Annotated in this window: 26 protein-coding genes, 1 tRNA gene and 3 pseudogenes (1 of these 30 only partly in view); 12 read left to right on the top strand and 18 right to left on the bottom strand. The window is 68.1% G+C overall.

What is annotated here, in order from left to right; translation table 11 throughout:
- Positions 1-4: 4 nt before the first annotated feature.
- The 4 genes and pseudogenes from arsB to ETO60_RS09050 form a co-directional block, all read right to left on the bottom strand.
- Positions 5-1,078 carry an ACR3 family arsenite efflux transporter gene (gene arsB / locus ETO60_RS09035; RefSeq protein ID WP_130004936.1) on the bottom strand — a complete coding sequence of 358 codons (1,074 nt, stop codon included), beginning with the start codon at positions 1,076-1,078 and terminating at the stop codon, positions 5-7.
- Positions 1,071-1,478 carry an arsenate reductase (glutaredoxin) gene (arsC, locus tag ETO60_RS09040; protein ID WP_130004938.1) on the bottom strand — a complete coding sequence of 136 codons (408 nt, stop codon included), beginning with the start codon at positions 1,476-1,478 and terminating at the stop codon, positions 1,071-1,073. The genes arsB and arsC overlap by 8 nt, the downstream gene beginning before the upstream one ends.
- Positions 1,475-1,946: pseudogene (locus ETO60_RS09045) on the bottom strand (ArsI/CadI family heavy metal resistance metalloenzyme). The gene arsC and the pseudogene ETO60_RS09045 overlap by 4 nt, the downstream one beginning before the upstream one ends.
- Positions 1,943-2,290, bottom strand: a complete 348-nt coding sequence (locus ETO60_RS09050; protein WP_127692221.1) for an ArsR/SmtB family transcription factor — start codon at positions 2,288-2,290, stop codon at positions 1,943-1,945. The pseudogene ETO60_RS09045 and the gene ETO60_RS09050 overlap by 4 nt, the downstream one beginning before the upstream one ends.
- Before the next feature lie 130 nt (positions 2,291-2,420).
- On the opposite strand from ETO60_RS09050, the gene ETO60_RS09055 reads away from it, so the two are divergent.
- The gene (locus ETO60_RS09055) at positions 2,421-2,903 is read left to right on the top strand and encodes a GIY-YIG nuclease family protein (protein ID WP_130004940.1); all 483 of its coding nucleotides are present in this window, start codon (positions 2,421-2,423) and stop codon (positions 2,901-2,903) included.
- 10 nt (positions 2,904-2,913) lie between these two features.
- Here ETO60_RS09055 and ETO60_RS09060 read toward each other — a convergent pair whose 3' ends face one another.
- Positions 2,914-7,149, bottom strand: coding sequence for a strawberry notch family protein (locus ETO60_RS09060; RefSeq protein WP_130004942.1), 4,236 nt, complete (start codon positions 7,147-7,149; stop codon positions 2,914-2,916).
- A 72-nt stretch (positions 7,150-7,221) separates the two neighbouring features.
- Positions 7,222-8,118, bottom strand: a complete 897-nt coding sequence (locus ETO60_RS09065; RefSeq protein ID WP_130005069.1) for a DUF7146 domain-containing protein — start codon at positions 8,116-8,118, stop codon at positions 7,222-7,224.
- Between the two features lie 124 nt (positions 8,119-8,242).
- On the opposite strand from ETO60_RS09065, the gene ETO60_RS09070 reads away from it, so the two are divergent.
- The gene (locus tag ETO60_RS09070) at positions 8,243-8,911 is read left to right on the top strand and encodes a lytic transglycosylase domain-containing protein (RefSeq protein ID WP_130004944.1); all 669 of its coding nucleotides are present in this window, start codon (positions 8,243-8,245) and stop codon (positions 8,909-8,911) included.
- 46 nt (positions 8,912-8,957) lie between these two features.
- Here the strand turns inward: ETO60_RS09070 and ETO60_RS09075 are convergent, their stop codons facing one another.
- Together ETO60_RS09075 and ETO60_RS09080 are read right to left on the bottom strand one after the other, a co-directional pair.
- Positions 8,958-10,139, bottom strand: a complete 1,182-nt coding sequence (locus tag ETO60_RS09075) for a tyrosine-type recombinase/integrase (protein WP_130004946.1) — start codon at positions 10,137-10,139, stop codon at positions 8,958-8,960.
- 184 nt (positions 10,140-10,323) lie between these two features.
- Positions 10,324-10,414 (bottom strand) — tRNA-Ser (locus ETO60_RS09080).
- A gap of 159 nt (positions 10,415-10,573) precedes the next feature.
- On the opposite strand from ETO60_RS09080, the gene ETO60_RS09085 reads away from it, so the two are divergent.
- Complete coding sequence (locus tag ETO60_RS09085; RefSeq protein WP_234026418.1) at positions 10,574-11,338, top strand: DUF1134 domain-containing protein; 765 nt, start codon at positions 10,574-10,576, stop codon at positions 11,336-11,338.
- A gap of 77 nt (positions 11,339-11,415) precedes the next feature.
- Entirely contained in the window at positions 11,416-12,591 is a 1,176-nt protein-coding gene (locus tag ETO60_RS09090; RefSeq protein ID WP_130004950.1) for an amino acid aminotransferase, read from the top strand.
- A 37-nt stretch (positions 12,592-12,628) separates the two neighbouring features.
- Here the strand turns inward: ETO60_RS09090 and ETO60_RS09095 are convergent, their stop codons facing one another.
- The 6 genes from ETO60_RS09095 to ETO60_RS11315 form a co-directional block, all read right to left on the bottom strand.
- Positions 12,629-13,246, bottom strand: coding sequence for a riboflavin synthase (locus ETO60_RS09095; RefSeq protein ID WP_130004952.1), 618 nt, complete (start codon positions 13,244-13,246; stop codon positions 12,629-12,631).
- Positions 13,246-14,229: a bifunctional diaminohydroxyphosphoribosylaminopyrimidine deaminase/5-amino-6-(5-phosphoribosylamino)uracil reductase RibD gene (gene ribD / locus ETO60_RS09100; protein ID WP_130004954.1), complete on the bottom strand. Its 984-nt coding sequence runs from the start codon at positions 14,227-14,229 to the stop codon at positions 13,246-13,248. Before ribD ends, ETO60_RS09095 begins: the two co-directional genes overlap by 1 nt.
- Positions 14,219-14,665, bottom strand: coding sequence for a hypothetical protein (locus tag ETO60_RS09105; RefSeq protein ID WP_234026419.1), 447 nt, complete (start codon positions 14,663-14,665; stop codon positions 14,219-14,221). Before ETO60_RS09105 ends, ribD begins: the two co-directional genes overlap by 11 nt.
- A gap of 78 nt (positions 14,666-14,743) precedes the next feature.
- Complete coding sequence (locus ETO60_RS09110) at positions 14,744-15,472, bottom strand: M48 family metallopeptidase (RefSeq protein ID WP_130004958.1); 729 nt, start codon at positions 15,470-15,472, stop codon at positions 14,744-14,746.
- Complete coding sequence (locus ETO60_RS11310; RefSeq protein ID WP_199798871.1) at positions 15,472-15,930, bottom strand: YcgN family cysteine cluster protein; 459 nt, start codon at positions 15,928-15,930, stop codon at positions 15,472-15,474. Before ETO60_RS11310 ends, ETO60_RS09110 begins: the two co-directional genes overlap by 1 nt.
- Positions 15,918-16,547: an SCO family protein gene (locus ETO60_RS11315; RefSeq protein ID WP_199798869.1), complete on the bottom strand. Its 630-nt coding sequence runs from the start codon at positions 16,545-16,547 to the stop codon at positions 15,918-15,920. The genes ETO60_RS11310 and ETO60_RS11315 overlap by 13 nt, the downstream gene beginning before the upstream one ends.
- A 65-nt stretch (positions 16,548-16,612) precedes the next feature.
- On the opposite strand from ETO60_RS11315, the gene ETO60_RS09120 reads away from it, so the two are divergent.
- The 5 genes and pseudogenes from ETO60_RS09120 to ETO60_RS11520 form a co-directional block, all read left to right on the top strand.
- A complete protein-coding gene (locus tag ETO60_RS09120) occupies positions 16,613-17,227 on the top strand; it encodes an ankyrin repeat domain-containing protein (protein WP_130004960.1) in 615 nt (204 codons plus the stop codon).
- 4 nt (positions 17,228-17,231) lie between these two features.
- Complete coding sequence (locus ETO60_RS09125) at positions 17,232-17,930, top strand: COQ9 family protein (protein WP_130004962.1); 699 nt, start codon at positions 17,232-17,234, stop codon at positions 17,928-17,930.
- Positions 17,931-18,079: 149 nt separating this feature from the next.
- Positions 18,080-18,580, top strand: a complete 501-nt coding sequence (gene ssb / locus ETO60_RS09130) for a single-stranded DNA-binding protein (RefSeq protein WP_130004964.1) — start codon at positions 18,080-18,082, stop codon at positions 18,578-18,580.
- Positions 18,581-18,667: 87 nt separating this feature from the next.
- Positions 18,668-19,510: pseudogene (locus ETO60_RS11405) on the top strand (SGNH/GDSL hydrolase family protein); the annotation flags it as partial.
- 39 nt (positions 19,511-19,549) lie between these two features.
- Positions 19,550-19,657: pseudogene (locus ETO60_RS11520) on the top strand (PEPxxWA-CTERM sorting domain-containing protein); the annotation flags it as partial.
- A gap of 30 nt (positions 19,658-19,687) precedes the next feature.
- Here the strand turns inward: ETO60_RS11520 and ETO60_RS09140 are convergent.
- Together ETO60_RS09140 and ETO60_RS09145 are read right to left on the bottom strand one after the other, a co-directional pair.
- Positions 19,688-20,227 carry a YceD family protein gene (locus ETO60_RS09140; RefSeq protein ID WP_130004968.1) on the bottom strand — a complete coding sequence of 180 codons (540 nt, stop codon included), beginning with the start codon at positions 20,225-20,227 and terminating at the stop codon, positions 19,688-19,690.
- Positions 20,224-20,754 (bottom strand): ubiquinol-cytochrome C chaperone family protein, encoded by a 531-nt coding sequence (locus ETO60_RS09145; RefSeq protein ID WP_130004970.1) that lies wholly within the window; start codon positions 20,752-20,754, stop codon positions 20,224-20,226. The genes ETO60_RS09140 and ETO60_RS09145 overlap by 4 nt, the downstream gene beginning before the upstream one ends.
- A 218-nt stretch (positions 20,755-20,972) precedes the next feature.
- On the opposite strand from ETO60_RS09145, the gene ETO60_RS09150 reads away from it, so the two are divergent.
- The 3 genes from ETO60_RS09150 (at position 20,973) to hslU (ending at position 23,468) form a co-directional block, all read left to right on the top strand.
- The gene (locus tag ETO60_RS09150; protein WP_390612760.1) at positions 20,973-21,479 is read left to right on the top strand and encodes an outer membrane protein assembly factor BamE; all 507 of its coding nucleotides are present in this window, start codon (positions 20,973-20,975) and stop codon (positions 21,477-21,479) included.
- Positions 21,480-21,538: 59 nt separating this feature from the next.
- Positions 21,539-22,099 (top strand): ATP-dependent protease subunit HslV, encoded by a 561-nt coding sequence (gene hslV, locus ETO60_RS09155; RefSeq protein WP_130004972.1) that lies wholly within the window; start codon positions 21,539-21,541, stop codon positions 22,097-22,099.
- Between the two features lie 67 nt (positions 22,100-22,166).
- Complete coding sequence (gene hslU / locus ETO60_RS09160; protein WP_130004974.1) at positions 22,167-23,468, top strand: ATP-dependent protease ATPase subunit HslU; 1,302 nt, start codon at positions 22,167-22,169, stop codon at positions 23,466-23,468.
- 57 nt (positions 23,469-23,525) lie between these two features.
- Here hslU and ETO60_RS09165 read toward each other — a convergent pair whose 3' ends face one another.
- Entirely contained in the window at positions 23,526-25,340 is a 1,815-nt protein-coding gene (locus ETO60_RS09165) for an ABCB family ABC transporter ATP-binding protein/permease (RefSeq protein WP_130004976.1), read from the bottom strand.
- Between the two features lie 84 nt (positions 25,341-25,424).
- Positions 25,425-25,971 carry the 3' portion of an aspartyl protease family protein gene (locus ETO60_RS09170; RefSeq protein WP_165362158.1) on the bottom strand. It continues 476 nt past the right edge of the window, so 547 of the gene's 1,023 nt are visible here — the last part of the coding sequence; its start codon lies beyond the right edge, outside the window — the gene reads right to left on this strand; it ends in the stop codon at positions 25,425-25,427.

The raw sequence follows: 25,971 nt of genomic DNA on the forward strand, positions 1-25,971 counted from the left end.
GGAGTCAGTCGGTGGCAAGCGTCTCCTCGCATTCGTACCAGCCGCGCGTGCGCTTCACGATGGCGACGACCGACAGCATGACAGGCACTTCCACAAGCACGCCGACGACCGTCGCCAGGGCTGCGCCCGATTGCAGGCCGAACAGGCTGATGGCCACGGCGACGGCTAGTTCGAAGAAGTTGCTGGCGCCGATCAGCGCGGCGGGCGCTGCCACGCACCAGGCGACACCGAAACGGCGGCTCAGCCAGTAAGCGAGCCCGGCGTTGAAGTAGACCTGGATCAGGATCGGCACGGCCAGCAGTGCGATGACGAGCGGTTGCGTGAGGATCGCCTCGCCCTGGAAGCCGAACAGCAGCACGAGCGTTGTGAGAAGCGCCACGAGCGACACTGGGCCGAGACGGCGGAGCAAGGCGTCGAGCGCCGGCTGGCCGCCGCTGGCGAGCCGGTGCCGGCGGATGAGCTGCGCGACAATCACCGGCACGACGATGTAGAGCAGAACCGACAGCAGCAACGTGTCCCACGGTACGGTGATCGAGGCGACGCCGAGGAGCAGGCCGACCAAGGGCGCGAAGGCGAAGACCATGATGAGATCGTTCAGCGCCACCTGGCTCAGCGTATAATGGGGCTCGCCGTCGCACAGGTTTGACCAGACGAACACCATCGCCGTGCAGGGCGCCGCCGCGAGCAGGATTAGGCCGGCAATGTAGCTTTCGATCTGATCGGCGGGGAGCAGTGGGCGGAACAGCCAGCCGATGAACAAGGTGCCGAGCAGCGCCATCGAGAAGGGCTTCACCGCCCAGTTGATGAACAGGGTGACGCCTACGCCTCGCATATGCTGGCGGACCTGCCCCAGCGCGCCGAAGTCGATCTTCAGCAGCATCGGGATGATCATCAGCCAGACGAGGAGCGCGACGGGCAGGTTGACCCGCGCGACTTCCGCCTCGGCCACGGCGGCGAAGGCACCGGGCAGCATCGCGCCGAGTGCGATCCCGACGACGATGCAGAGCGCCACCCACAGCGACAGGTAGCGTTCGAAGATGGTCATGGCAGGCTTGGTCGCCACCGCCAGGTCAGCCATTGGCGGGCACCACCTCGCCGTCTTCCTTGACGAAATCCGCTTCGAGCGGCCGGTCGAGGATCGACAGCACCTCCTCGGATGGGCGGCAGAGCTTGACGCCGTTCGGCCCGACGACGATCGGCCGGTTGATCAGGATCGGATGCGCCATCATCGCATCGACAAGCTGGTCGTCGGTGAGCGCCGGATCGTCCAGCCCCAGATCGGCATAGGGCGTGCCCTTCTGCCGCAGCAGGTCGCGTGGGCTGATCCCCATGCGGTCGACGAGAGAAACCAGCTCTTCCCGGCTCGGCGGCGTATCGAGATAATGGACCACCTGCGGCTCCGCGCCAGTGGCGCGGATCAGGGCCAGAGTGTTGCGAGACGTTCCGCAGGCGGGGTTGTGGTAGATGGTCACGCTCATTTGCAGAAGGCCACCTTTGGTGCCGGCATGGCGGGAGCGCAGCAGGCGTTCTCGGCGGCATTGTCGGACAGGGCAGCGAGCGCAGGGCTATCGCCATAGACGGTGGCCTCGCCATTCGTGAAGAAGGCATTCCCACACCACGCCGTCGGGATCGGCGATCCAGCTCTTTTCGGACTTGGCGTAGCAACAGGTGGTCGCGCCCTCTTCGAGCACAGGACGGTCGGCAGCCTTGAGGCGGCCATAGACCTCCGCAAGCTCCTCGTCGTTTTCGACCTGGATGCCGAGATGCTCGATGCCCTTGGCGGCATGTTGGCCGGTCGAGATGGCGAAGTTCACGCGAGGATCGTCGAGCATCCACTTCGCGTAATCCGGCTTGACCACGGTCGGCTCGGCACCGAACAGGGTCGAGTAGAAACCAATGGAGCGGTCGAGTTCGTTCACCCCGACGTGCACGTGCAGGCGCTTCATGCGGATTTCCTTTCAGACAGAGCGGTGTCGGTTGCGCAGGCGGCGGCAGTCCCGCAATCGGCGCCGGCGCAGCAATTCTCCATGAGGTAGGCGACGAGATCATTCATGGCGGCATAGTCGGCCCGGTAGATGATCGACCGGTGCCGCCTTTCCTGCCGCACCAGGCCAGCCTTGCTTAGCTGGGCGAGGTGGAAGGAAAGCGACGAGTTGGGGACGCCCAACGCTTCCGCGATCGCGCCGGCCGGCATTCCGTCTTCCCCAGCCTGGACGAGCAGCCGGAACAACGCGAGGCGATGTTCCTGAGCCAGTGCGCCCAAGGCGGAAACTGCAAAATGTGAGTCCATCAAGTGTTCTCGTTTCGAGTCATGTAGAAATGACGGCTCGTGGTGCGAGAGTCAAATCATTTCCATCATCCTCGAAATGAGACGGCCATATCCACTGGTCCCGGAGCGACTGAGGCGATACCTCCTCTCCATGCAGTTCACACGCCCGGTATTGGAGGCAGCCGGTTTCATCGGCTGGATCCCGTTTCCCGCCATCAGGGAAAGCGCCTGCCCTTCGTCGGGCGGAGTTTATGTAATCACCTACAGCTGTAGCGAACCGCCGACGTTCGCCGAGCAAAGCTGCGGAGGGTGGTTCAAGGGCAAGGATCCTACCGTGTCGCTGGCAGCACTTGGCGCCAATTGGGTCGATGATGCGGAGGTCGTCTACATCGGGAAGGCCGACCGCCTAAAGCGCCGGCTCACGCAATTCGCAGATTTCGGCGCCGGGAAGCCCATCGGCCATTGGGGCGGGCGCCTGATCTGGCAGTTGCCACGCACCGACCAGTTGCTGGTCGCGTGGCGGGAGACGCCCGGCAGGGTGCCGCTGGAAGTCGAGGGCGAGTTAATCGCAGCGTTCCGACGAGCGTACGGCAAGGCGCCTTTCGCGAACGACCCTCATCGGCTCGGCGCCTAGCTTGGCACGGTCATCTGCTGACGCGTGAGATGACGGCTGCCGCTCTCTCGACCGGGACGAAAAGTCGGGTCTGGTAGCGAATGATCTCGGTGAAGCAGCCTTGCGCCTTGTACCAGTCAAGCCGGGCCGCGCCCCATCCCGTTAGCTCGAGCCGTTGGCTTCCGTTTACGAGGCTGCGTTTGAGGATGTGTTCCTCCGGCCCGTCCAACTGCATCGAACGCCCCGCCGCGAGCACGGCCTGCACAATCTCGTCGGCCGAAAGTTTGTGGCCGCCCTCCAGCCCGAGGGCGCGGCAGAGCTCCGGAACGCAGTGGACGGGGACCTCGCGGCCCAGCAGCGAGCGGCCATCCGAGGCGCAAATTCTGCTGACGCGTACATGGTTGGATGGGAGCTTGTCCCAGACCGGCAGCAGCAGGCCGGTCGCGAGATGGAGCCGTTCGCGCTTGAGGCTCGATGCGGCCTCGTCGGCTTCAATCTCCCAGAGGCGCCGGAATTCCGGCCCGGGGAGAGGCTCCCAGCAACTCTCTTCGAGCTGGTCGGCGGTAAGATACTCCCGCTTCAGCGGGCGATGCATTTCGAACCGCATTATCCGCGTGCCCTCGTCGGTCAGGAGGCTGCGCGCCGGAACGAGAAGTCCGACACGGCCGGAACGGGCGTTGCGCAGAGGCCGGTGGCCGGGGCTGTCAATTTCGTAAAGCTCGTCGAGCCTGAGCAGTGTAAGCGGCTTCAGCGCCCTTGCGATCTCCAGCTTGAGCAGGTGCGTCGTCGCCCCCGACATGGCATCGGTACGAAGCAGAGTATCGGACAGCACTTCGAAGTTCTCGACGGCGATGGTCTCGACGCCCAGATCGAGAGTTCCCGCCTGTCGGGCCGCGTCGACCCGCGCTTCGACAAGCGCGAGAAACTCGTCGAAGATGGCATTCTGCAGTGCGATCGGCAGAGCGAGAATGCGGTTGAGCCAACGCTGGATCGTCGGCAGGTCGTCGACCATGCTGCCGTCGGGTCCTTCGAGCCCCAGCCCCGTCAGTTCCTGGAACTTCGCGAGCCCTATCGCCTCGAGCTTGCCGATGAAGAGCAGCCCGAACCAGCGATTGAGCGCATCCTTGGCGTAGGAGCTTTCCAGATTGTCGGCGGGATCGAAGAGATTCTGCCCGCCGGTCTGGCGCTGCCCGCGCGTGAGGGCGCCAAGGCTGTCGAGGCGGCGAGCAATCGTCGAGATGAAGCGCCGCTCCCCGCGCACGTCGGTCGTCACCGGCCGGAATAGCGGAGCCGAGGCCTGGTTGGTGCGGTTTGTGCGCCCCAGGCCTTGGATCGCAGCATCAGCACGCCAGCCCGGCTCGAGCAGAAAATGGACGCGCCGGGCGCGGTTCCTGGCCCCGAGATCGGCATGATAGCTGCGACCGGTGCCGCCCGCATCGGAGAACACCAGGATGCGCTTTTCGCCATCCATGAATGCCTGCGTCTCGCTCAGATTCGCGCGCGGACTGCGCGACTGGAGCTTCTGCCGCCCATCGGGACCTATCACGAGCCGCCGGCTGCGCCCCGTCACCTCAGCGACACGATCAGTGCCGAACCGTTCGATGATCGCGTCCAGTGCGGTTGCGATCGGCGGCAGGGCGCAAAGTTGCTCGATCATGCGCTCGCGTGCGGCGAGTGCCGAGCGGCACAGGACGGGCCGGCCCTCGTCGTCGATCATCGGCTCGGAGCGGGGATTGCCGTTCTCGTCGGTGAACACCGCCATGAGGCGGACCGGGAAGCTCTTGGCGAGATAGTCGATCACGTATTCGCGGGGAGAGAGGTCAATTTCGAGCTCCTCCCGTTCCTCATCCGACAGGTCGGCCAGACGCCGGTCGAGCATGGCCTCAGCGGTCGAGACCAGCTGGACGACGACAGCGTGTCCCTCGGCGAGCGCGTCATCGATGGCGGGCAGCAGGCTCGGCAGCTTCATCGACAGGAGGAGCTGCGCGAAGAAGCGCTGCTTGGTGCCTTCGAAGATCGACAGGGCCGCAGATTTGGCGCCGCTGTTGAGCGTATCGCCGCTGTCCGCATCGACGATCCGGGTTGCCTGGAGCGCTTCGCGAAGGTTGGCGTGAATGATGGCCCAGGCTTCGGCATAGGCATCGTAAACCGAGATCTGCTCCGGGGTGAGCTGGTGCTCAAGGATCTCGTACTCGACGCCCGCGAACGAGAGCGCGCGAGCCGTGTACAGACCGAGCGACTTCAGGTCTCGGGCGACCAGCTCCATCGCGGCAATCCCTCCTTCGCGGATATCGCTCACGAACGCTTCGCGGTTGGCGAAAGCGGTTTCCGGTCCCCACAGCCCGAGCCGCGTCGCGTAGGCGAGATTGTTGACGTCGGAAGCACCCGTCGCCGAGGCGTAGAGGACGCGTGCGCGCGGCAGCAGGTTTTGCAGGCGCACCCCGGCGATGCCCTGCTCCGAGCCTTTGACGCGGCCGCGCGATCCTTCGCCGCCAGCGGCGTTGGCCATCGCGTGCGCCTCGTCGAAGACGATCACCCCGTCAAAGCCATCACCCGCCCATTCGAGGATCTGGTCGAGCCGCGTGGCGTCGGATCTTCCCGAGCGCAGCGTGGGATAGGTGACGAACAGGATGCCATCGCGCATCGTCACCTCGTGTCCGAGTTTCCACTGCCCGAGCGGCTGGATGTCGATCGGAAGGCCGCCGAGAGCGGACCAGTCCCGGCGCGCGTCCTCGAGCAGTGCCTCGGTCTTCGAAATCCAGATGTGGCGCCGTTCCCCGTGCAGCCAGCGGTCCAGGATAACGCTTGCGACTTGGCGTCCCTTTCCGGCTCCGGTCCCGTCGCCGAGGAAATAACCCATGCGGTAGGCGGCGCCGCCAGGACTTGGTGCAAGCGAACAGCCCCTGTCCTGCGGAACGAAGCGTCCGGGGAGGTCGCGGGCGTGTGCCGTGACGGCGTAGATCAGCGTTTCGGCCTGCGCGGCCGAGAGCAGCCCTTTGGAAATGACGCCTGCGGGAAGTTGCGGAACTTCGGTCGGGACTGGCGCGGTAATCGAGCCCATCGCAACGGACTCGACGAGCGGCGTTGGGTGTTCGACCGCTCCGGGGATGACGATCCGGCTCGGCCGATAGGGCAGATAATGCCCGACCTGCTCCGCGATCGGAGCCGGCGCGTCGAGTGCCGTATATGTGCAGGCTTTGCTGGAAGGCGCCGTTGCCGGCACGTTGGGCTGCAAGGGGCGGGGCTTGGTCGCCAGCCCAGCCAGCCGGATCGGAGCGCGCGCGGGCATGAGCGTGGCAGGCGTCGCCGGAAGCGGCGCGGGCCGCGCCGGAATGGCATCGACCACATCACAAAGCGCGTCGAAATCGCTGTTCCGCGCTATGACTGGCGCTGTCCCGTCCTCGGCCTTGTCGAGCACGATGAGGCGAGTGGTGATCGAGGTACCGTGCTTCACGAAACCCCGCTCCACCGCGACGTTGAAGCGCACAGTGATCGGTCCCTGCGCGCCTTCGAGGAACCGATGCACGTCGAACCATTCGGGCATGACGGCGGCCAGACGGCCACCCGCGGCGAGCCGCTTCCAGGCCGAGCGCAAGTGACGCGCGCCCGTATGTCCGTCGTGCCCGCGCTCCACTCCGTGCGAATAGGGCGGATTGACGAGAACGGCGGTCGGCACTTGGGAAGGGTCGAGCAACTCGTCGATGAGCTCGCCGTCGTGCCCGGTCACCCCCGCGTCTGGGAAAAGGCAGACGAGGCAATCGCGGCGGAGCGGCGATATGTCGTTGAGGATGAGGCGCGCACCAGCGTTCGCAGCCCAGACCGCCAGCATTCCCGTTCCGGCCGACGGTTCGAGCACCGTCTCGCTGCCCTGAAGCGCGCAGGCTCGGGAGAGGAGCCAGGCCATGCGCGGCGGCGTCGCGAACTGTTGCAGCGCGATCTGCTCTTCGCTGCGGACGGTTTGACTTGGCAGCAAGGTCTCAAGCTGCGCGAACACCGCCTCCGCATCGCGCATCGATGAACCGAGGGAGAGACCTGCGCTATCGCGCAACCACAGCACCTGGGCGAGCTCAAGCACGGCATGGGCATCGCGCACGGACCAGCGGCCGTCCGCGTCGCTGCCACCGAATTCCCGGCTGAGGACGCTGTTGAGGCGCGCGCGAGAGACCGTCTCGTCCGCCTCGATGAGACGCTGAACCTCGCGGGCGGCGGACAATACCAGCGGCTCGATGCGATCGGGGAAGGCAAATGCGGGGGATGAGTGTGCCATAGGACCTCCTGACGAGGCCCTTCACGCGTTCCGGCCTCGATCAGGCCGAGGCACCCTCTCCTCTGAGGCGGGTCAGGGAGCGGCGATAGCCCGTTCGCACAGCGCGTCATTCCAGTCGGTGTCGAGATTGGGCGGTCGTTTTGCGAGGATACGCCTGCCCTCGTCTCGATAGGCCTCGCGGCCGCGCTCCTCGGCCAGGTCGCCACCACGATCGTTGTCCACGAAGAGGTGAAGCTCGCGCACGCTTTCGGGGATCGTGACCAGGCCGAAGCGCTCATTGCCCAGGGTGGCCCAGCAAGGGACGCCGAATATCTGCATGGCGGAAAGGGCAGTCTCGATTCCCTCCGCCAAACCCAGGCGTCCTTGCCGCGGCGGAGCAAGGCGCACCGCCCCATGCTGCAGACTGCCCAACGCGCGCTTGGGCCGCTCGAAGGCCGCGAGGCGAGTCGCCGCGGGATCGAGGAACGTGCGATGCACGGCGATCACCCCGAGGTCGGTTCGGACACCGGCCAGCATCGCCGGCAGGAATCGGACTGCTCCACGAGGGCCGAGCGGTGTTCTAGGGTGGAAGCGCAACTCCGCTGAAAGCCGCGTCACGCCGCGCTTTGCCAGATATGCCTCCGCCGGGCTTCCCCGAAGCGTGACAGCCTGACGCCAAAGTCGGACGGCATTGCGATCGACCGTTTCCGCGCGGACGAGTTCCGGGACCGGTCCGCCCGAACCATCGAACAGTTCGCGTGCGTGGACGCCCCGGCGGCCGAGTTCTGCGATGATCTCATCGTTCGAGCAGCCCGCAAAGCAGTGGAACAAGATGGCGCGCCGGCCGAGGCTGACGCTCAGCGATGGGGTCCGATCGTCGTGCGCCGGGCAGCGGCACACCCCGCGACCCCGACGCCATGTTCCGCCAAGGCTGTCGACGATCTCCCGCGCGCGGCGCTCGAGACGCTCTGATTGATGGCTTTGGGGCATGGTTTCTCCATTCTGCATGCCTCCCAGCGCAGCCTCCTCTCCGCGCCGGCGCCAATGCGTTTTCCTACAACCGTTGTTCTCTATATGTTCTCTCTCGATTCGACCAGTCAAGGAATCGAGCGAGATGATCCTGAGAGTTGCGTCGGTTGCCATTGGGGTGGCCATTGCCATGCCGGTCCAAGGCCAGGCCCAAGACCCATCGGCGACGGCGGGCAGCACCGTTGAAGAACCGCAGCAGGGCTATCGCCTGGCGCAAGCGGCCGACGGGTTTCAGCTTGTGGAGCACGGGATCTGGGACGCGCCGTCGGCGCATACCCTCGAAGCGTCAATACAATCGCCGATCATCGAAGCTTCCGAAGGGGCGAAGCAGCTGGCGGCCCGAAAGCCGACCGCGCTCGCGGGGCCGAATGGCTTTCGCCGCGCAGCATATCTTCCGCATGTTTACGCCGCCGAAGCCAGGTTCGGTTTGCCGGCCGGGCTGCTAGATGCGCTGATCTGGACGGAATCCCGCTACGATCCTTTCGCTATCAGTAGGGCAGGCGCCGCGGGGCTCGGCCAGCTGATGCCGGGCACAGCAAAGGAGCTAGGGGTCTCCAATCGATTCGACCCAATTGCGAATTTGGGCGGCGCCGCCCGTTACCTGCGGCAAATGCTCGACCGCTTCGGTTCCGTGCACATGGCACTCGCCGCGTACAATGCCGGCCCTGGCGCGGTCGAGCGCGCGGGCGGGATTCCGCTGAATGGCGAGACGCCTGCGTACGTGCGCGATGTGCTTCGCCGCTGGCGTCCGTGACTTGCCGTTCAGCCGGCGATGGGAGGCTCGATAGCCCCGGCGCCGCTCATTGCTTGGTGGGGATCACCTTGCCCCCTCCGCCGTCGCAATAGGCGCCCCAGGCCTCCATCAGCTTGCGCCGCTTCTCCAGCATTGCGCCGCGCTGATAGGCGCGCTCAACCTCGTTGGGATTCTGGTGCGCCAATGCAGCTTCGGCCACTTCGCCGGGAAAATCGGTCTTTTCCGCGACCCATGTGCGGAACGAGGAGCGGAAGCCGTGAGCTGTGAACGGCTCCTTCATCCGTCGGAGAACGGCGAGTAGCGTCATGTCAGACATCGGCCCGTTGGTGCCGGGGAAGACGAGATCGGTCCCGTCGCGGCGGACTGCCATTGCACTCTTGAGGACCGCCAGCGCTTGCGGGGAGAGCGGGACGATGTGCTCGCGCTTCATCTTCATATGCGCGGCAGGAACCGTCCAGAGAGCGTTCTCGGTGTCGAACTCGTCCCATGTGGACAACCGCACTTCCTGGCTGCGCGCGGCGGTCAGGATCGTGAACTCCAGGGCCAGGCGGCCCCATACTCCGCCGCTGGCGCGAAGCCGCGTCAGGAACGAGGGCAGGTCCTCGTAAGGCATGGCTGCGTGGTTCTTGCCATGCGGCTGTCTGGGCAGACCCTTGCCCGCCGCCAGCGACCGCGCGGGAGCCTCTGTGTCGCGCCAGCCGCGCGCGTGCGCATAGTCGAGCACAGCGCATATCCGCTGGCGCACCCTGCGGCCGGTTTCCGGCTTCGCGGTCCACACTTCGGCGATCGCGGCGATGATGTTGCCGGCCGTTATTGTCCCTACCGGCTTCCTGCCGAGCGTGGGGAATGCGTAGGTTTCGAGCGTGGCGAGCCATTGTCCGCCGTGCTTGCTGCTCGCCCATTGACGTTCCCGCGCCTTATGCAGGGCCAGCGCCGCTTCGCGGAAAGTGACCGCTTTCGCTTTAGCCTGCCGCTTTTCAGCAACCAGATCGCGCTTGTCCTCCCGAATCGCCTTGCGCGCCTCAGCTGCCTTCGCTCGCGCATTCGCCAGTGAGACGAGCTTTGCGCTTCCCAGCCCAATGTCCCGGCGCTGGCCTTCGTGTTGAATGCGCAACCGCCATGATGCGCCTCCACGCTTGTCCACTTTGAGAAGTAGGCCGTCGCCGTCCTGGTACGTTCCGGGCTTCGCCAGCGCAGCCTTCACTTCGTTCGCCGTCAGCTTGCCCATGCGTTGCGCTCGCACTCCTTGCTGGGGTTTACGCCCACACTCCTATCATACGCCCACACTTTCGCCCACATTTTTGCGCGGCTGGTAGTGGCCGGCTGTGGTTCCAAGCGGACGCTGGCGGACGTGTAAGCCGCAGAAATCCCGGACTTTCATGGAAGTTTGCGGCTGCTTGTGGAAGCAAAGGTGGCGGAGACGGAGGGATTCGAACCCTCGGTACCCTGATAGGGTACGGTTCCTTAGCAGGGAACTGGTTTCAGCCACTCACCCACGTCTCCGCGGCGCTGCCGCGCGGCGAGGGGTGCCTATAGCCACGGTGCCCCGGCGCAGCAAGGCTTGTGACGCTCGCGGTTTACGGCTGCCTGCGGTTCAGGCCGTCTTCACCGTTGATGCCCGAGGCAAGCGGCCATAGGATGAGGCCGAAGGGAGGGTCTGCCATGGCATCACTCGTATCGCTCCTGCGCCCGCTCGGCGCGGTGCTGCTGGCGCTGTCGCTCGCGGCACTGCCGGCGGCGGCGCAGTCGATGAACCGCATCGACCCCAACACCGCCATCGACGCGGACCTCGACGGCGCGCCGGCTCCGGCCGCTCCGCAGCGGCAGACCGTCGCCGCTCCGGCTTCCGTCCCGGCGGACGCAGCCCCGGTGGTGACCGCGACTGATGTGTCGGTGGCCGCATCGCAGGCTGCGGCCGCGCCCGGCGCTGCGGCGGCCGAAGGGGCGACGTACAAGCAGGACGATCTCATCGGCGCCGCCGAAGGGCTGTTCGGCAAGGGGGCAGAGGGGCTGGCACGGCTCATCGAGGATCTCCTGCGGCGGCAGGGAGAGCCGAACGGCTACATCGTCGGACGCGAGGCTGGCGGTGCCTTCATCCTCGGTGCGCGGTACGGTTCGGGAACCCTGTTCCACAAGGTCGAGGGACAGCGTCCGGTCTACTGGACCGGCCCGTCGATCGGCTTCGACGCGGGCGCGAACGCCGGCAACACCTTCATCCTCGTCTACAACCTCTACGACACCGAGCAGCTTTACGAGCGGTTTCCGGCTGCGGAGGGCCAGCTCTACGCGATCGGCGGGCTGACCGCGTCCTATCTGCGGCGCGGCGACGTGGTGCTGATTCCCATCCGCGTCGGCGCCGGTCTGCGGCTCGGCATCAACGCGGGCTACATGCGCTTCTCGACGGAGCACCGCTGGGTGCCCTTCTGAGGCGGACGGGGCGCGGACGGCGCGGCGCCCGCCCCGCAGGGCTTGCCCGGCCGGCGATCCGCCGCCAAGGAGCATCCATGCTGGACCGTCTCACCGCGCAGCCTGCCGACCCGCTCCTCGCTCTCATCCGTCTCCACGCGGCCGACGAGCGTCCCGGCAAGATCGATCTCGGCGTCGGCGTCTACCGCGACGAGAGCGGCGCCACACCGGTGTTCCGCGCCGTCAAGGAGGCGGAAGAGCGCCTGCTGCGCCGTCAGGACAGCAAGAGCTATCTCGGACCCGAAGGAAGCCGGGAGTTCGTCACGGCGCTCAGACCATGGGTGTTCGATGCCGCCGGCGAGACGGCGCATTGTGTGAGCGGGATGCAGACGCCGGGCGGCACCGGCGCCGTCCGCCTCGCCCTCGCACTGGTGAAGAAGGCCGGCGGCCGCAGGGTGCTGCTCGGCACCCCGTCCTGGCCGAACCACCGGCAGATCATCGATGACCTGGGGCTGGACGCGGTGGAGTTTGTCCACGTCCATGACGGCGGTGCAGATGCGGACGGGCTTATGGCGCTGCTGGAAGATTGCACCGCCCGCGATGCGGTCATCCTGCACGGGTGCTGCCACAACCCCACCGGGATCGACTACGACGCGGCGCAGTGGTCGGCGATCGCGGACGCGCTGGCGCGCACGGGGGTGCTGCCGATCGTCGATGTCGCCTATCAGGGACTTGGCCGCGGCATGCACGAGGATCTCGCCGGTCTGCGCGCCGTCCTCGACCGAGTGGATGCGGCGCTCGTGGCCTACAGCTGCGACAAGAATTTCGGCCTTTATCGCGACCGTGTCGGCGCGCTGTTCGTCGCGGCGAAGGATCAGGACGTGGTGGAGCGTGCCTGCTCCAACGCCAATGCGCTGGCGCGGGCGAACTGGTCCATGCCGCCCGATCATGGCGCGGCCGCGGCGGCGATCGTGCTTGAAGACGCCGGGCTTGTCCGCATGTGGCAGGACGAACTCGACTCCATGCGGGATCGCATCGCGCGGATGCGGACAGCGCTTGCCTCCGGCGAGAGCCGGGTGCCGGGCATCGGTCTCGAAGCCGTTGGACAAGGCAACGGTCTGTTCGCCATGCTGCTGCTCGACGCCACGCAGGTCGAACGGCTGCGCACCGAGCACGCCGTGTACATGGCAGGGTCCGGCCGGATCAATGTGGCCGGGCTGACCGACGCCAAGGTCGACGCGTTCCTGAGCGCGCTCGAACAGGTCTGTCGCTGAGGAGGCGGCTGTCCCTACAGCGCCACGGCGCGCCGGGTCAGCCGCGCAGCGCCTCCAGCCGTTGCAGGTAGCGCGCGAGCACGTCGATCTCGAGATTGACGTCGTCGCCGGCGGCCACAGCGCCGAGCGTGGTGACGCTGGCGGTGTGCGGAATGATGTTGAGGGCGACGTGCACCCGGCCGTCGGCTTGATCCTCGACCCGGTTGACGGTGAGCGAAACCCCGTCGACGGTGATCGACCCCTTGGTTGCGATGAAGGGGGCAAGGCTTGCGGGTGCGACCACGAGGAGGGCCAGCGAGCCGCCTGCGGGACGGGCCTCGGCGACCTGCCCGACCCCGTCCACGTGTCCGGTCACGATGTGGCCCCCCAGCTCGTCCCCGACCTTCAGCGCCGGTTCCAGATTGATTCGCCGCCCGGGCTGCCACTGCGACGCGGCTGTCCGCGCGAGGGTTTCCGCCGACACATCCACCGCGAACCACCCTTCGCCGCCATCCACGCCGCGCTCCACCACCGTCAGGCAGACGCCCGAACACGCGATGGAGGCGCCGATGGCAAGCGCCGCAGGGTCGAGCGGAGAAGCGATGCGCACGCGCAGGTCGCCGCGTTCCTCCACACCGCTCACGGTGCCCACAGCGGTGACAAGGCCGGTAAACATCAGCTCGGCTCCTTCCGGATACGCTCGTAGGACTCGAAACGGTCGGTGCCAAGCTGCCGGGTCACTGTGCAGGCCCAGCGGCCATGGATGGCGGCGAGATCTTCGATGCCGAGATCCGCGACTCCGCCACGCCCGGCGCCGAGCAGCGCGGGTGCGCGGTAGATGTCCAGCTGATCCACAAGGTCTGCCTCGAGGAACGCGGCGGCGGTGCGCGCTCCGCCTTCGACATAGAGATACTGGCAGTCCGCCAGCGTGCCGATGGCCGCAGGTTCGGGCAGCGCCGTGACGCCTGCGGGCGCCGCTGCCCGTGTCAGCACAACCCGCACGGGCGAGAGGTGCTCCAGCCCTGCGAGCCGGACGTCGAGCGCGGGATTGTCCGTGCGCCATGTGGCGGCCCCGACCAGAATGGCATCCTGACGGGCGCGCTGGGCATGCACGTGCCGCCGGGCCGCTTTTCCGGTGATCCACCGGCTCGTTCCGTCCGGCAGGGCAATCCGCCCGTCCAGGGTCATGGCGAGTTTGAGGGTCACGTAGGGTCGCCCGAAGGCGGCACGGGTGAGATAGCCGGCAAGGCTGCGCCGGGACGCGTCGCAGCGAAGCCGATCCACGCGCACGCCCGCGCGGCGCAGCATCTGCGCCCCGGCGCCCGCAGTGCGGGGATCGGGATCCTCCACCGCAAACACCACCCGGGCCACCCTCGCCTCCGCCACCAGGCGGGCGCAGGCCGGACCGCGCGCCGAGCGGTGGGCACATGGCTCGAGCGTTACGTAAAGCGTGGCGCCGGCGGCGTTCCCCCCGGCCTCGGCCAGCGCCGCCGCCTCGGCATGCGGGCGGCCGCCGCTTTGGGTCCAGCCGCGGCCGAGCACGATCCCGCCGGCACTGACGAGGACGGCACCCACCGCCGGATTAGGACGGCTCAACGGCCGGGCACGCTCCGCCAGCCGTGCGGCCAGGGCGAGCCAGCGCGCATCCTCAGCGGGCAGATGCCGTGTCCGTAGCCGGGTTCAGGGCGCGCGTTGCCCCGGTCTGCCGGGCGTCTTCGGCCGCTGCTTCCTCCGCGCGGATCCGCGCTTCCATCGCATCGACGTCGAGACCGGTTGCGCGGCCGAGCGAGCGGTAGATGGCCTTGCGCTCCTCCACCCGCTGCTCCTCCAGCCGCCGCAGCGCGTCCTGCACACGCTGGTTTTCGGCAATGGCGGCGGCGATCTCCTCCTCCGTCCGGTCGGGAGCGAAGCTGGTGACGTAGGTGATTTCGGGCCGCGCAGGCTCGGCATACATCGTGGCCGGAGCAAAGATGTAGAGCATCGTCCCCGTCAGCATCGCCGAGGCGGCAAGGATCGGCCAGCGCAGCGGGTCCGGGCGCCGGAACACGCGCCAGAAATCGGCAAGCCCGCCGCGCGGATCATATCGACTGATCATGCCCATCGCAGGCAAACTAGGGTGCCGCGCGGCTCCCGCCAAGCCCGCAGCCATCGCCGCTCCGTGCAACGGAGGCGCTCAGCCCAGCGTGAACAGCGAGCGGCCGTGTGCCTGAAGCCATGCGTTCGCGTCCGCGACGCTGCCCTCGAACAGCGAGTCGAGACATGCGCGGAACGCGGGCGAGTGATCGAAATGCAGAAGATGCGCGACCTCGTGGGCGACGACGGCCCGCCGCACCGCAGGCGGTGCCTGCACCAGCCGCCAGTTCAGCCGGATCGTTCCGTCGGCGGCGCACGATCCCCACCGCCGCCGCGCGCGAGAGAGACGCACCGGCGCGGCTGCCAGGGACCGCTTGCGGCAGAAGTGGGCCGCGTCGCCTGTCATGATGCGGAGCGCCGTCTCCATGAGCCATCGCCGGACTCTGTCGGCAGCGTGCGCTCGCGGACCGCCCAGCCGCAGCGCGCCGTCCGCAAGGACAGGCTGCCGGGGCCGGCCCGCGGACCAGTCAACCGGCGTCCGCGTGCCGTGGAGCAGGATCCATCCGCGCGCGACCGGATCGCACACGCCGGGCGTGGCGAGGGACTGGCGCGCCAGCCAGTCGGCGCGGCTGCGGGCGAAAGCCAGCGCCTCGGCCGCCGCCGCTCCGGGCGGAAGCGTGACTTGGACGCAGGCGCCGTCCGGCCCGAGCCGCAGGATCATGCGGCGGGCACGGGCATGGCGGCGCAGGGTGAGCGGCAGGAGGCGTCCGGCGACCTCGACGGCGAGAGGTTCGGCCTGTCTAACCGCTCTGCCGGACCAGGTCGGCATCAGGCCGGCGTGGCCGCCGCGTCGGGCCAGTCGCACACGTGATGCTCGAGCGGGCCGGCCTCGGATTCGCTGATGACGCGCCCGATGACCGACGCGCCCGCGCGCCGCACCGCGTCACGGTCGCCGCAGACGAGGTGATGCCATGGCGGCAGAGGTTGTCCCGCCGCCCGCAGCCGGTAGGCGCAGCTGGCGGGAAGCCACGTCACGTCCTCGACGATGCGCAGGGTGAGGCGCAGGCAGTCGGGAACATGGGTGCGGCGGTTGGCATAGTCGCCGCACCGGGCGGTGCGGCGGTCGAGCAGCGCGCAGGCAACGTTGGTCTCGAGGATCTCGCCCGTGTCTTCATCCTCAAGCTTGTGCAGACAGCACCGTCCGCACCCGTCGCACAGCGCCTCCCATTCGGCCGTGCTCAGCGCGCCGAGCGGAAGCTCCCAGAACCGCTCCCTCACCGGACCCAGCGCGCCAGCTCGTCGGCGATCGCCTCGGCCCCGCGGTCCGTCGGCAGGGTGGCGATCGGCTCCCCGTCGGGTCCGAACAGGTAGACGATGTTGGAATGGTTCATCAGGTACCCGCCGCCCGGCGAGTCCGGTCCGCGGCTGTAGAAGACGGCGAACCGCTTCGCCGCCTGTGCCACCTGTTCGGGCGTGCCGGTCAGGCCGAGAAGGTTCGGGGAAAAGGCGTCGGTGAACTCGCGCAGCACCTCGGGCGTGTCGCGTTCCGGGTCGATGGTGATGAAGATTGGCTGCACCCGCGCGGCGCGGGCGGGCTGCTCCGCGGCGAACAGATCCAGCCCGCGCATCGTGCGCTGCATGTCGGTGGGACAGACATCCGGGCAGAAGGCGTAGCCGAAATAGACGATGCGGTACCGGCCAGCGAAGTCGTTCCAGCGCACCGTGCGCCCGTTCTCGTCGGTCAGCGTGAAGTCCCCCCCGATGGCCGCCCCGGCAAGCGGCGGGTCGCCGGCGGGCGCGGGCGTGCACCCCCAGGTCGCGGCGAGCAGGAGAAGCGGCGCGGCGGCCCGGCAGACCCGGGCGAGGCGGAAGGTTGACGGTTGCGGCATGGCTCTCCAGTTCATGGTCTGCTAAGCGGGCACCCGCAAGTGCAAAGGCGGGTGACGGTGGCGGCGGAGACGATGGACCGATGCGCAAGTGTGCGGTGAACCTGCTTGGAGGCGTTCTGGCGGCATGTGTGCTGTCCGGCAGCCCCCTCCACGCGCAGCAACTTTCCGAGGGAGTGACCTTTCTCAAGGCCGTGCGCGAGCGCGACGGCGCGGCGGTGCAGCAGGTGCTGCAGCGGCCCGGGACGACCCTTGTCAACACCCGCGATCTGACCACCGGACAGACGGCGCTGCACATCGTGACCGAGCGGCGCGACCTCACCTGGCTGCGCGTCCTGACACGTGCGGGAGCCAATCCGAACATCGCCGACCGGCGCGGGGTGACGCCGCTGCAGATTGCCACCGGGCTTGGCTTCGTGGAAGGCGCCGCGGCGCTGCTTCAGGCCGGGGCGCAGGTGGACGCCACCAACCGCACCGGAGAGACGCCGCTGATCACCGCCGTTCACCAGAACGACGTCGACATGGTGCGGCTGTTGCTCAGTCACGGGGCGAAGCCAGACCGGTCCGACAACTCCGGGCGCACGGCGCTCGACTACGCGCGTCTCGCCGGCAGCCGCAGCACCCTCGTGCAGGAGTTCGACCGCGCCCGGCGCGAGCAGGCTGCGGCGTCGGCCGGCCGCTACGGACCGGGCAGCTGAGCGGATGGCGGGCGAGGATGACGGCGGGCCGGGCCGCGACGGGACGCAGGCCGCTCACGACCTGACGCTGGACGAGCTGCGCGAGCGGCTCGCCTCGGCACTCGCCGACGCGGCGGTGTTCGATGGCTGGTCGCGTGCAGCGGTGCGGATGGCGGCCGAGAGCGAAGGCGTCGACCCCGATGTGGCGGATCTCGCCTATGACGGCGACCGGATGCTGATGATCGAAAGCTGGATCGCCAGTGTCGATGCCGCGATGGTCGCGGCGCACCCGCCGGGCAGTTTCGACGGGGTCAAGGTGCGTGAACGGATCCGGCGCCTTGTTCTGTTCCGGCTGGAGCAGGTGCGGATGCGGGAGGAAGCGGTCCGGCGGGCGATGGCGATCATGGCGATGCCGCAGAACGCCGCCCGCGCCCTGCGCACCGCATGGCACAGCGCCGACCTGATGTGGCGTCTGGCCGGCGACACGGCCACCGACTGGAACCATTACAGCAAGCGCGCGATCCTCGCCGGTCTCTACTCTGCCGTGCTGACGGTGTTCATCAACGACCGCAGCGAGCAGAACCGCGACACGCACGCCTTTCTCGACCGCCGCCTGGACGGTGTCATGCGCTTCGAGCGGCTCAAGGCGTCCTTCACCCGGCCGCGGCGCGAGAGGTTCAGCCTGCTGCGCCTAGCCGGACGTCTGCGTTATCCGGAGCGCTGATCCATCCACCCGCGGCGGCGTTGCGCGCTGCCGCGCGCCGGGTTGCTTGTGGCGCCGGCGCGGGACTGCGGTTAAGAGGATTGTTGCATGACGATCGCGCCCGGCCGGGCGCAGCATTTCCGCTCCCATGCGGCACGAGAGGACGACGAATGGCAGGCAGCGTGAACAAGGTGATCCTGATCGGCAATCTGGGCGCCGATCCGGAGGTGAAGAGTTTCCAGAACGGCGGCCGCATCGCCAATCTGCGCATCGCCACGTCCGAGAGCTGGAAGGACAGAGCCACCGGGGAGCGCAAGGAGCGCACCGAGTGGCACAATGTGGTGCTCCAGTCCGACGGCCTTGTCGGCGTGGCCGAGCGCTACCTGCGCAAGGGTTCGAAGGTCTACATCGAAGGCTCCCTGCGCACCCGCAAGTGGCAGGACCAGTCCGGCAACGACCGCTACACCACCGAAGTGAGTGTCGGCGGCATGGGCGGCGTGCTGACGATGCTCGACGGGCGCGGTGATGGCGGCGGACAGCGCGGCGGCGAGTGGAGCGGGGGCAGCGGGGAAGGCAGCGGCCGTTCCAGCTGGAGCAAGGGCGCGGACAGCCCGCCCGCACCGGCGGGCGGGGCGACCTACGACGACCTGGACGACGACATTCCGTTCTGATCTGCCGGACCCGTCTCGGCGGCTTGTTCTGACCCGCGCCTTGTGCTTACTTCATTAACCATAAGAAAACGCACAAGGGGACAGGACATGAGGAAGGCGATTGCGGCTGTCGTCGGCGCGCTGGCGCTGTTTGCGGGAGGTCCGGGGGCAGCGCAGACGGCGCCACCCGTGCGGACACCGGGGATCACCTCCCTGACGGTCTTCGGGGACAGCCTCGTTGATGCCGGGAACGTCAACGCGCTCAATCCCGCGATTCCCAACCCGGCGCTCGGCTATTTCCAGGGGCGGTTCACCAACGGCTACAACTACAACGACCTGCTCAGCATCGCCCTGTTCGGCGAGCCGACAACGGCGTCGCTGCGCGGCGGCACGAACTTCGCCTTCGGAGGCGCCCGGGCCACCACGACGTCGAACGTCCCGGACCTCGTTGAGCAGCTGGGGCTGTTCGGCGCCTATCTGGCCGGAGGCGGACGGGTCGATCCGACTGGACTGTTCATCCTCAACTTCGGCGGGAACGATGTCTTTGCCGCCATTCCGCCCGGCGCTCCGGCCGGGTACACGAGCGACAGCGCCTTCCTGCTGGACGCGGCGCGCACCTATGCCGGTGCCGTGCAGACGCTGAACGATCTTGGCGCGCGCACCATTCTCGTCACCGGCTTTCCCAACGCGACGCCTCCGGGCCTTGCCTTCGCGCAGGAGGCCGAGATCCTGCTGCTGAGCGAGCTGAGCCGCCTCAGCCTGTCACCGGATACCCGGCTGCTGACGTTCAGCTACCTCGATTTCTTCGGCCGGCTGGCGGCCGATCCGACGCAGTTCGGCCTGCCCGCCAATCTCAACCTGTCGACGACCTGCATCCAGGCGCGGGCGCAGCCGGACTGCACCGGCTTCTTCTCGTTCGACGGAACCCATCCCACCGCCGCCGTCCACCAGGCCGTCTTTCAGGACATGCAGCGGCAGTTCGGCTTTTCGGCCGCGGTGCCGGAGCCGCAGACCTGGATGCTCCTGCTGCTCGGCTTCGGGGCGATCGGCGCCATGATGCGGCGCCGGTCCGGGGAAAGGGCGCCGCAGCCTGCCTGAGCACGCGACCGCGTCCGGCGCCGGCGCCGCTCAGTTCGGGCGCAGGCGCGCGAGGGCTTCGGCCAGCGCGCCCGCCGGCTGGTCGTCGCCGCCGATGCCGAAGGTTTCGCGGACCGTCTGCGCATCGGGTCCGTGGGGGTAGGGGTCGAGGTGCAGGGCCAGCGTCTGCGCCATCGCCTCGCCCAGATCGGCGCTGTCGCCCGCAAAGGTGAACTCGTCCGCGTCGTCGACAGGCGCGGTGACGGCCAGGGCGGCGGAAAGGTCGGCTGATCCGGCCGCTTCTTCGGGCACCAGCCGAAGGAACACCGGGGTGTTCACCGTCGCCGGAAACGGGGTGCCGGCCACGGCGCAGATCTGCCGCAGCGCGCAAGTCAGGGTGCCGGTCACGTCGAACGCTTCGCCGGCGGGAGCGATGGACAGGGTCGCGGCAAGGCTGTCGATCCCGTCCAGACCAAGGCGCCGCGCCAAGGCGGCGCACTCCGCCGGCGACGCGGTCAAGGCGATGTCCCCGCGCGGCGGCGGCCGCAGGCGGACCGGCCGGCTCCATTCGGGCGCGGGGTCGCTGCTCATCCGATCCGCCCCGCGAGCACATCCGCATCCGATGTGTCTGCCAGACGCGTGGCGAGGGCACGCAGCCTGTCGCCGAGCATCGCGGACAGTCCCTCGTCGGCAAAGGTGACGTTGCGGGCCACGGCCTGCCGGAACGCCGTCGCGTCCGAGCCGCGCAGCGCCTCCCGGTAAGCGCCCATCCGGCCGCCCAGCGTGCTCATCAGCCGGCCCATGTGCTTGCCGACCACCACGTCGTTGATGCCGAACTCACGCAGCTGCCCGTCCATGTCCTCGACGAACAGTTCGATCAGGTGGGCGCTGGGTCCGCGCAGGTCCGGCACGTCCTCCATCCTCAGCACCACGAGCGCCATGACCGCCGTGATCATGTCGAACCGGCCCGCCACCGTGTCGGCGACACCGCAGGCGGCATACCACTCCGGCTCGCGCGAGATGGCCACCACCCGGTGCCAGAGCGGGCGGACGGCCTCGCGCGGATCGGCCTTCCCATGCCGGAGACGCCGGAAGAAGCCGGATCGGGTGAAGTGCATCGGCCGTCGCCTGCCTTTCCTGTGCTGGACCGCATCGCCGGCGGTCATTCAGCGTCAATTCAACGCGCCCGCGACTATGTGGCGCGCCGCCAATGGCCGCGGCCGGCGGTGTGCGCATTGCCACGCGGCGACGCGGCCCTTAAGGCGCAGGAACGATATAGAGGGCGCCTGCTTGTTGCCAAGCCGCCCCGCCAAGGAACGAGGCGAACCGCTTGACCATGACTGTGCAGCACACTCGCAAATCGCCGCGGCCCGTGCGGGGCGCGGCCATGCTCGCCGCCGCGGTGCTGGCGGCGGTTCTCACCTCGGGCTGCACCTCGATCCGCGAATCGCGCGGGTACATCCGCGACACGGTGCTGATCGACTCGATCGCGCCGGGAGTCGACAACCGGCGGTCGGTGGAGGAGACGCTGGGCCGTCCGTCCTTCGTAAGCCAGTTCGGGCAGCCCACCTGGTTCTACGTGTCGAGCGTGACGGCACGCGGACCCTTCCGCCAGCCGCGCATCGCCGATCACGCCGTGCTCGCCATCACCTTCAACGAGGCCGGCAATGTCGCCGCGGTCGAGCGTTCGGGGATGGAGCGCGTGGTGTTCCTCAACCCCGACGGCGCGCGCACGCCGACGGTCGGACGCGAGCGCGGCTTCCTCGAGGATCTGTTCGGCAACATCGGCGCCGTCGGTGCCCCCGGTGCCCAGCCCCCCGCAGGCGGCGGGCCGGCCGGCTGAGCAGGTCCGGCGCGGCGGTGCTTGCTTGATCGCGGCAGGCGTGCGCCCATATCGGCGGCATGCAGGAACACAGGGCGCGTCACGGCCTCGAACAGTGGCACGGCACCACCATCATCGGCGTGAAGAAGAACGGCCGGACCGTCATCGCTGGCGACGGGCAGGTGTCGATGGGCAACACGGTGATGAAGCCCAACGCCCGCAAGGTGCGGCGGATTGGGGACGGCGGCAAGGTGGTGGCGGGGTTCGCCGGCGCGACCGCCGACGCCTTCACCCTGTTCGAGCGGCTCGAGAAGAAGCTGGAGCAGTACAACGGCCAGCTGCTCAGGGCCGCGGTCGAGCTGACCAAGGACTGGCGGACCGACAAGTATCTTCGCAACCTCGAAGCGCTGATGATCGTGGCCGATGCGCACAGCCTGCTGGTGCTGACCGGCAATGGCGACGTGCTCGAGCCGGACGCGGGCATCACCGCGATCGGCTCGGGCGGCAATTACGCGCTGGCAGCGGCCCGGGCGCTCGATGCCTACGAGGATGATGCCGAGACGATCGCGCGCAAGGCGCTGGCGGTGGCGGCCGACATTTGCGTCTTCACCAACGGCAACGTGACGGTCGAGACCGTCTGACCGCGCGCCTGCCCGCACCCGTGCCCCCATGTTTGCGTCCGCGTCGCGGATGGCAGGAAGGATCCCGATGACTGACCAGCTTACCCCCAAGGCCATCGTCGCCGCGCTGGACGAGCACATTGTCGGACAGCGCGAGGCGAAGCGCGCCGTCGCGGTCGCCCTTCGCAACCGCTGGCGGCGACAGCGTCTGCCCGCCGCGCTGCGCGACGAGGTCACGCCCAAGAACATCCTGATGATCGGACCGACAGGCTGCGGCAAGACCGAGATCAGCCGGCGGCTGGCCCGGCTTGCCGAGGCGCCATTCATCAAGGTGGAGGCAACCAAGTTCACCGAGGTCGGCTATGTCGGCCGCGATGTCGAGCAGATCGCCCGCGATCTCGTCGAGGAGGCGATCCGGCTGGAGAAGGACCGCCGGCGCGAGGCCGTGCGCGAGGCCGCCTCGGAAGCGGCCATGGACCGCCTGCTCCGCGCCCTCGTGGGGGAGAGCGCGTCCGAGGCCACCCGCCAGGCGTTCCGCGAACGGATCGTCCAGAACGCCATGAACGACACGGAGGTGGAGATCGAGGTCGCCGACGCGCCGTCGATGCCCATGGACATCCCCGGCATGGGAGGAGGCATGGGGATGATCGACCTTGGCGACATGATGAGCAAGGCGCTCGGCAAGTCGCGCACCAGGCGGCGCAGGCTGAAGGTTCCCGACGCCTGGGACAAGCTGGTCGACGAGGAGGCGGACAAGCGGCTCGATCCCGACGATGTGGCCCGCGTTGCACTACAGAATGCCGAGACGAACGGGATCGTGTTCCTCGACGAAATCGACAAGATCGCCGTCAGCGACGTGCGCGGCGGATCGGTCAGCCGCGAGGGGGTGCAGCGCGATCTGCTGCCGCTGATCGAGGGCACGACCGTGGCGACCAAGCATGGGCCGATGAAGACCGACCACGTGCTGTTCATCGCCAGCGGCGCCTTCCATGTCGCCAAGCCGTCGGACATGCTCCCCGAACTTCAGGGTCGCCTGCCGATCCGGGTCGAGCTGCGGGCGCTGACGGAGGAGGACTTCGTCCGCATCCTGTCGGAAACGCGCGCCAATCTCGTCGAGCAGTACCGCTCGCTGCTCGCGACCGAAGGCGTGTCGGTCGTGATCACCGACGATGCGGTGCGCGAGATCGCCCGGACCGCGGCGCATGTGAACGAAAGCGTCGAGAACATCGGCGCCCGCCGGCTGCAGACGGTCATGGAACGCCTCTTCGAGGAACTGAGCTTCGAGGCCGAGGATCGCCGCGGCGAGACGGTGACGATCGATGCGGACTATGTGCGCGGACGGCTCGCGGAGATGGCGGCGAACACCGATCTGAGCCGCTACGTGCTGTGAGGCGCTGACGGCGGATATCGCGCCCGCGCCCCCGCTGTCGGCAACAAGCGCTCCGCGTCACTCCGCCGCCGCGCGCAGACCGTCGGCATCCGCCTGTTGCCGCGCCCACATCTCGGCATACAGCCCGCCATGCCGCAGCAACTCGACATGACTGCCGCTCTCCGCCAGCCGCCCGTCCTCCAGCACGAGGATGCGGTCGGCATCGGCCACGGTGGAGAGGCGGTGCGCGATGGCGATGGTGGTGCGCCGGGCGGAGACTTGCCGCAAGGTGCGCAGGATCTCCTGCTCCGTCCGCGAATCAAGCGCGCTGGTCGCTTCGTCCAGCAACAGGATCGGCGGATCCTTGACCAGGGTGCGGGCGATCGCGACGCGCTGCTTCTCGCCGCCCGACAGCTTGAGGCCGCGCTCCCCGACCTGTGTGTCGAACCCCTGCGGAAGCCGCGTGATGAAGGGAAGGATGGCCGCACCCCGCGCCGCCGCCTCCATTTCGGCAGCCGTGGCGCCATCGCGTCCGTAGGCGATGTTGTAGCCGATGGTGTCGTTGAACAGCACGCTGTCCTGCGGAACGATGCCGATGTGCCGGCGCAGCGACTCCTGCGTCACGTCGGCGATGTTCTGGCCGTCGATCAGGATGCGCCCGGCCTGGGGATCGTAGAAGCGGAACAGCAGCCGGGCGATGGTGCTCTTGCCAGCGCCGGTCGGGCCGACGATCGCCAGATGCCCGCCGGCCTCGATCTCGAAGCTCAGCCCCTTGAGGATGAGGCGGTCGGGATCATAGCCGAACACCACGTTGTCGAATGCGACCGAGGGGCGGCGGATCACGAGCGCCGGCGCGCCGGGCCGGTCCGTCACCTCGACCGTCGCGTCCATCAGCCGGAACATCGCCGCCATGTCGATGAGGCCTTGGCGGATCGTGCGGTAGACCCACCCCAGCATGTCGAGCGGCCGGAACAGCTGGACGAGGTAGGTCTGCACCGCCACCAGGTCGCCGACGGTGAGGACTCCGCGGGACCACTGATACACTGTGAAGGCCATGGCAAAGGCCATGAGCGCATTTGTGATCAGCGCCTGCGCCATGTTAAGCCATGCGAGCGAATTCTCCGACTTGATCGCGGCCGCGGCGTAGGAGCGCGCCGCGCCGGCGTAGCGCTCCTGCTCGCGCCGCTCGGCGCCGAAGTACTTCACCGTTTCGTAGTTGAGCAGCGAATCGACCGCACGGGCCAGTGCCTTGCCGTCCAGCTCGTTCATCTCCGCCCGCAGCTTGGTTCGCCATTCGGTGATCCAGCGGGTGGCCGCGATGTAGACGATGACCGTGATGCCGGTCGCGACGACCAGCTCCCAGCCGAACAGGGTATAGAAGATGACGCCCACGGCGATCAGCTCGAGAACGGTCGGCGCAATGTTGAAGAGGAGGAAGTAGAGCATCGAATCGATGCTCTTGGTCCCGCGCTCGATGGTCTTGGTCACTTCGCCGGTGCGGCGGGAGAGGTGAAAGCGAAGCGACAGGCGGTGCAGGCGGGTGAAAACATCCTCCGCCAGATGCCGGGTCGCGTCCTGACCTACTCTCTCGAAGACGATGTTGCGGATGTTGTCGAAGGCGACCGACGCGAAGCGCCCGGCTGCATAGGCGAGCACCAGCCCGATCGCCACCATCATCAGCGGATCGGCCCCGGCCATCGTGTCGATCACACGCTTGTAGAGCAGGGGCAGCACGAGGGTCACCGCCTTGGTCGCCAGCACCAGCAGCATGGCCAGGACGATCCGCAGGCGCAGGTCGAGACGGTCGCGGGGCCACAGATACGGCAGGAAGCGGCTCAGCGTGCGCCAGCTGTCCGGCGGCGGTGTCTCGGGGCGGGCGGTGTCGGGGGGCATCGGGGGTGAAGTGGCGCTCCGCCTGACGCTCTTCAATGCCGGGCGGCCGCAGGACGGAACTGAAACCGGGCGGAGGGCGGCCGTTCAGGGAGCGAAGGGGTTGCGACGCCACGCGCTCGCCCTGGGGGCGCTGGCCGGCAGGTCGAACATCACCTTCTGTCCCGGGAAGTCGATTGCCAGCCGGTCGAGCCCGCGCAGCGCTCCCATCCCGAGGATCAGGGCGGGACGCCGGTCAAGGCCGAGCGCCTCGAAGGCCGGGCTGGAGGCAAAGCCGATCGGCACCTGCGCGACTGTCATGTCGCCCACCCGCACCTGCTGGGCGAGGCGCATGGCAGTCGCGAAGGCGACGCCATTGACATCGGTGCCGGTCGCCACGCCGCGCTGGCGCGCCCGCAGACGCTGTTCCAGAACCGGGTTGCCGATCGACACATCGGCGCCCGTGTCGACCACCACTGCCGTGCGCACGCCGTCCACTTCGGCATCCATGATGATCATCTGACCCAGCCGCTTGCGCGCACGAACCACGATTTCGAACGGCCCCGAAGAAACCGCGGCGCGCGAGTCGCTCAGGAAGATCGCGCGGCGGCGGAAGTCCATCAGCACCCGCAGATCCTGCAAAGTGTCGAGTCCC

Origin of the sequence: Qipengyuania thermophila, assembly GCF_004153605.1 — a bacterium.
GTDB classification, from domain to species: Bacteria; Pseudomonadota; Alphaproteobacteria; order Sphingomonadales; family Sphingomonadaceae; genus Qipengyuania_B; species Qipengyuania_B thermophila.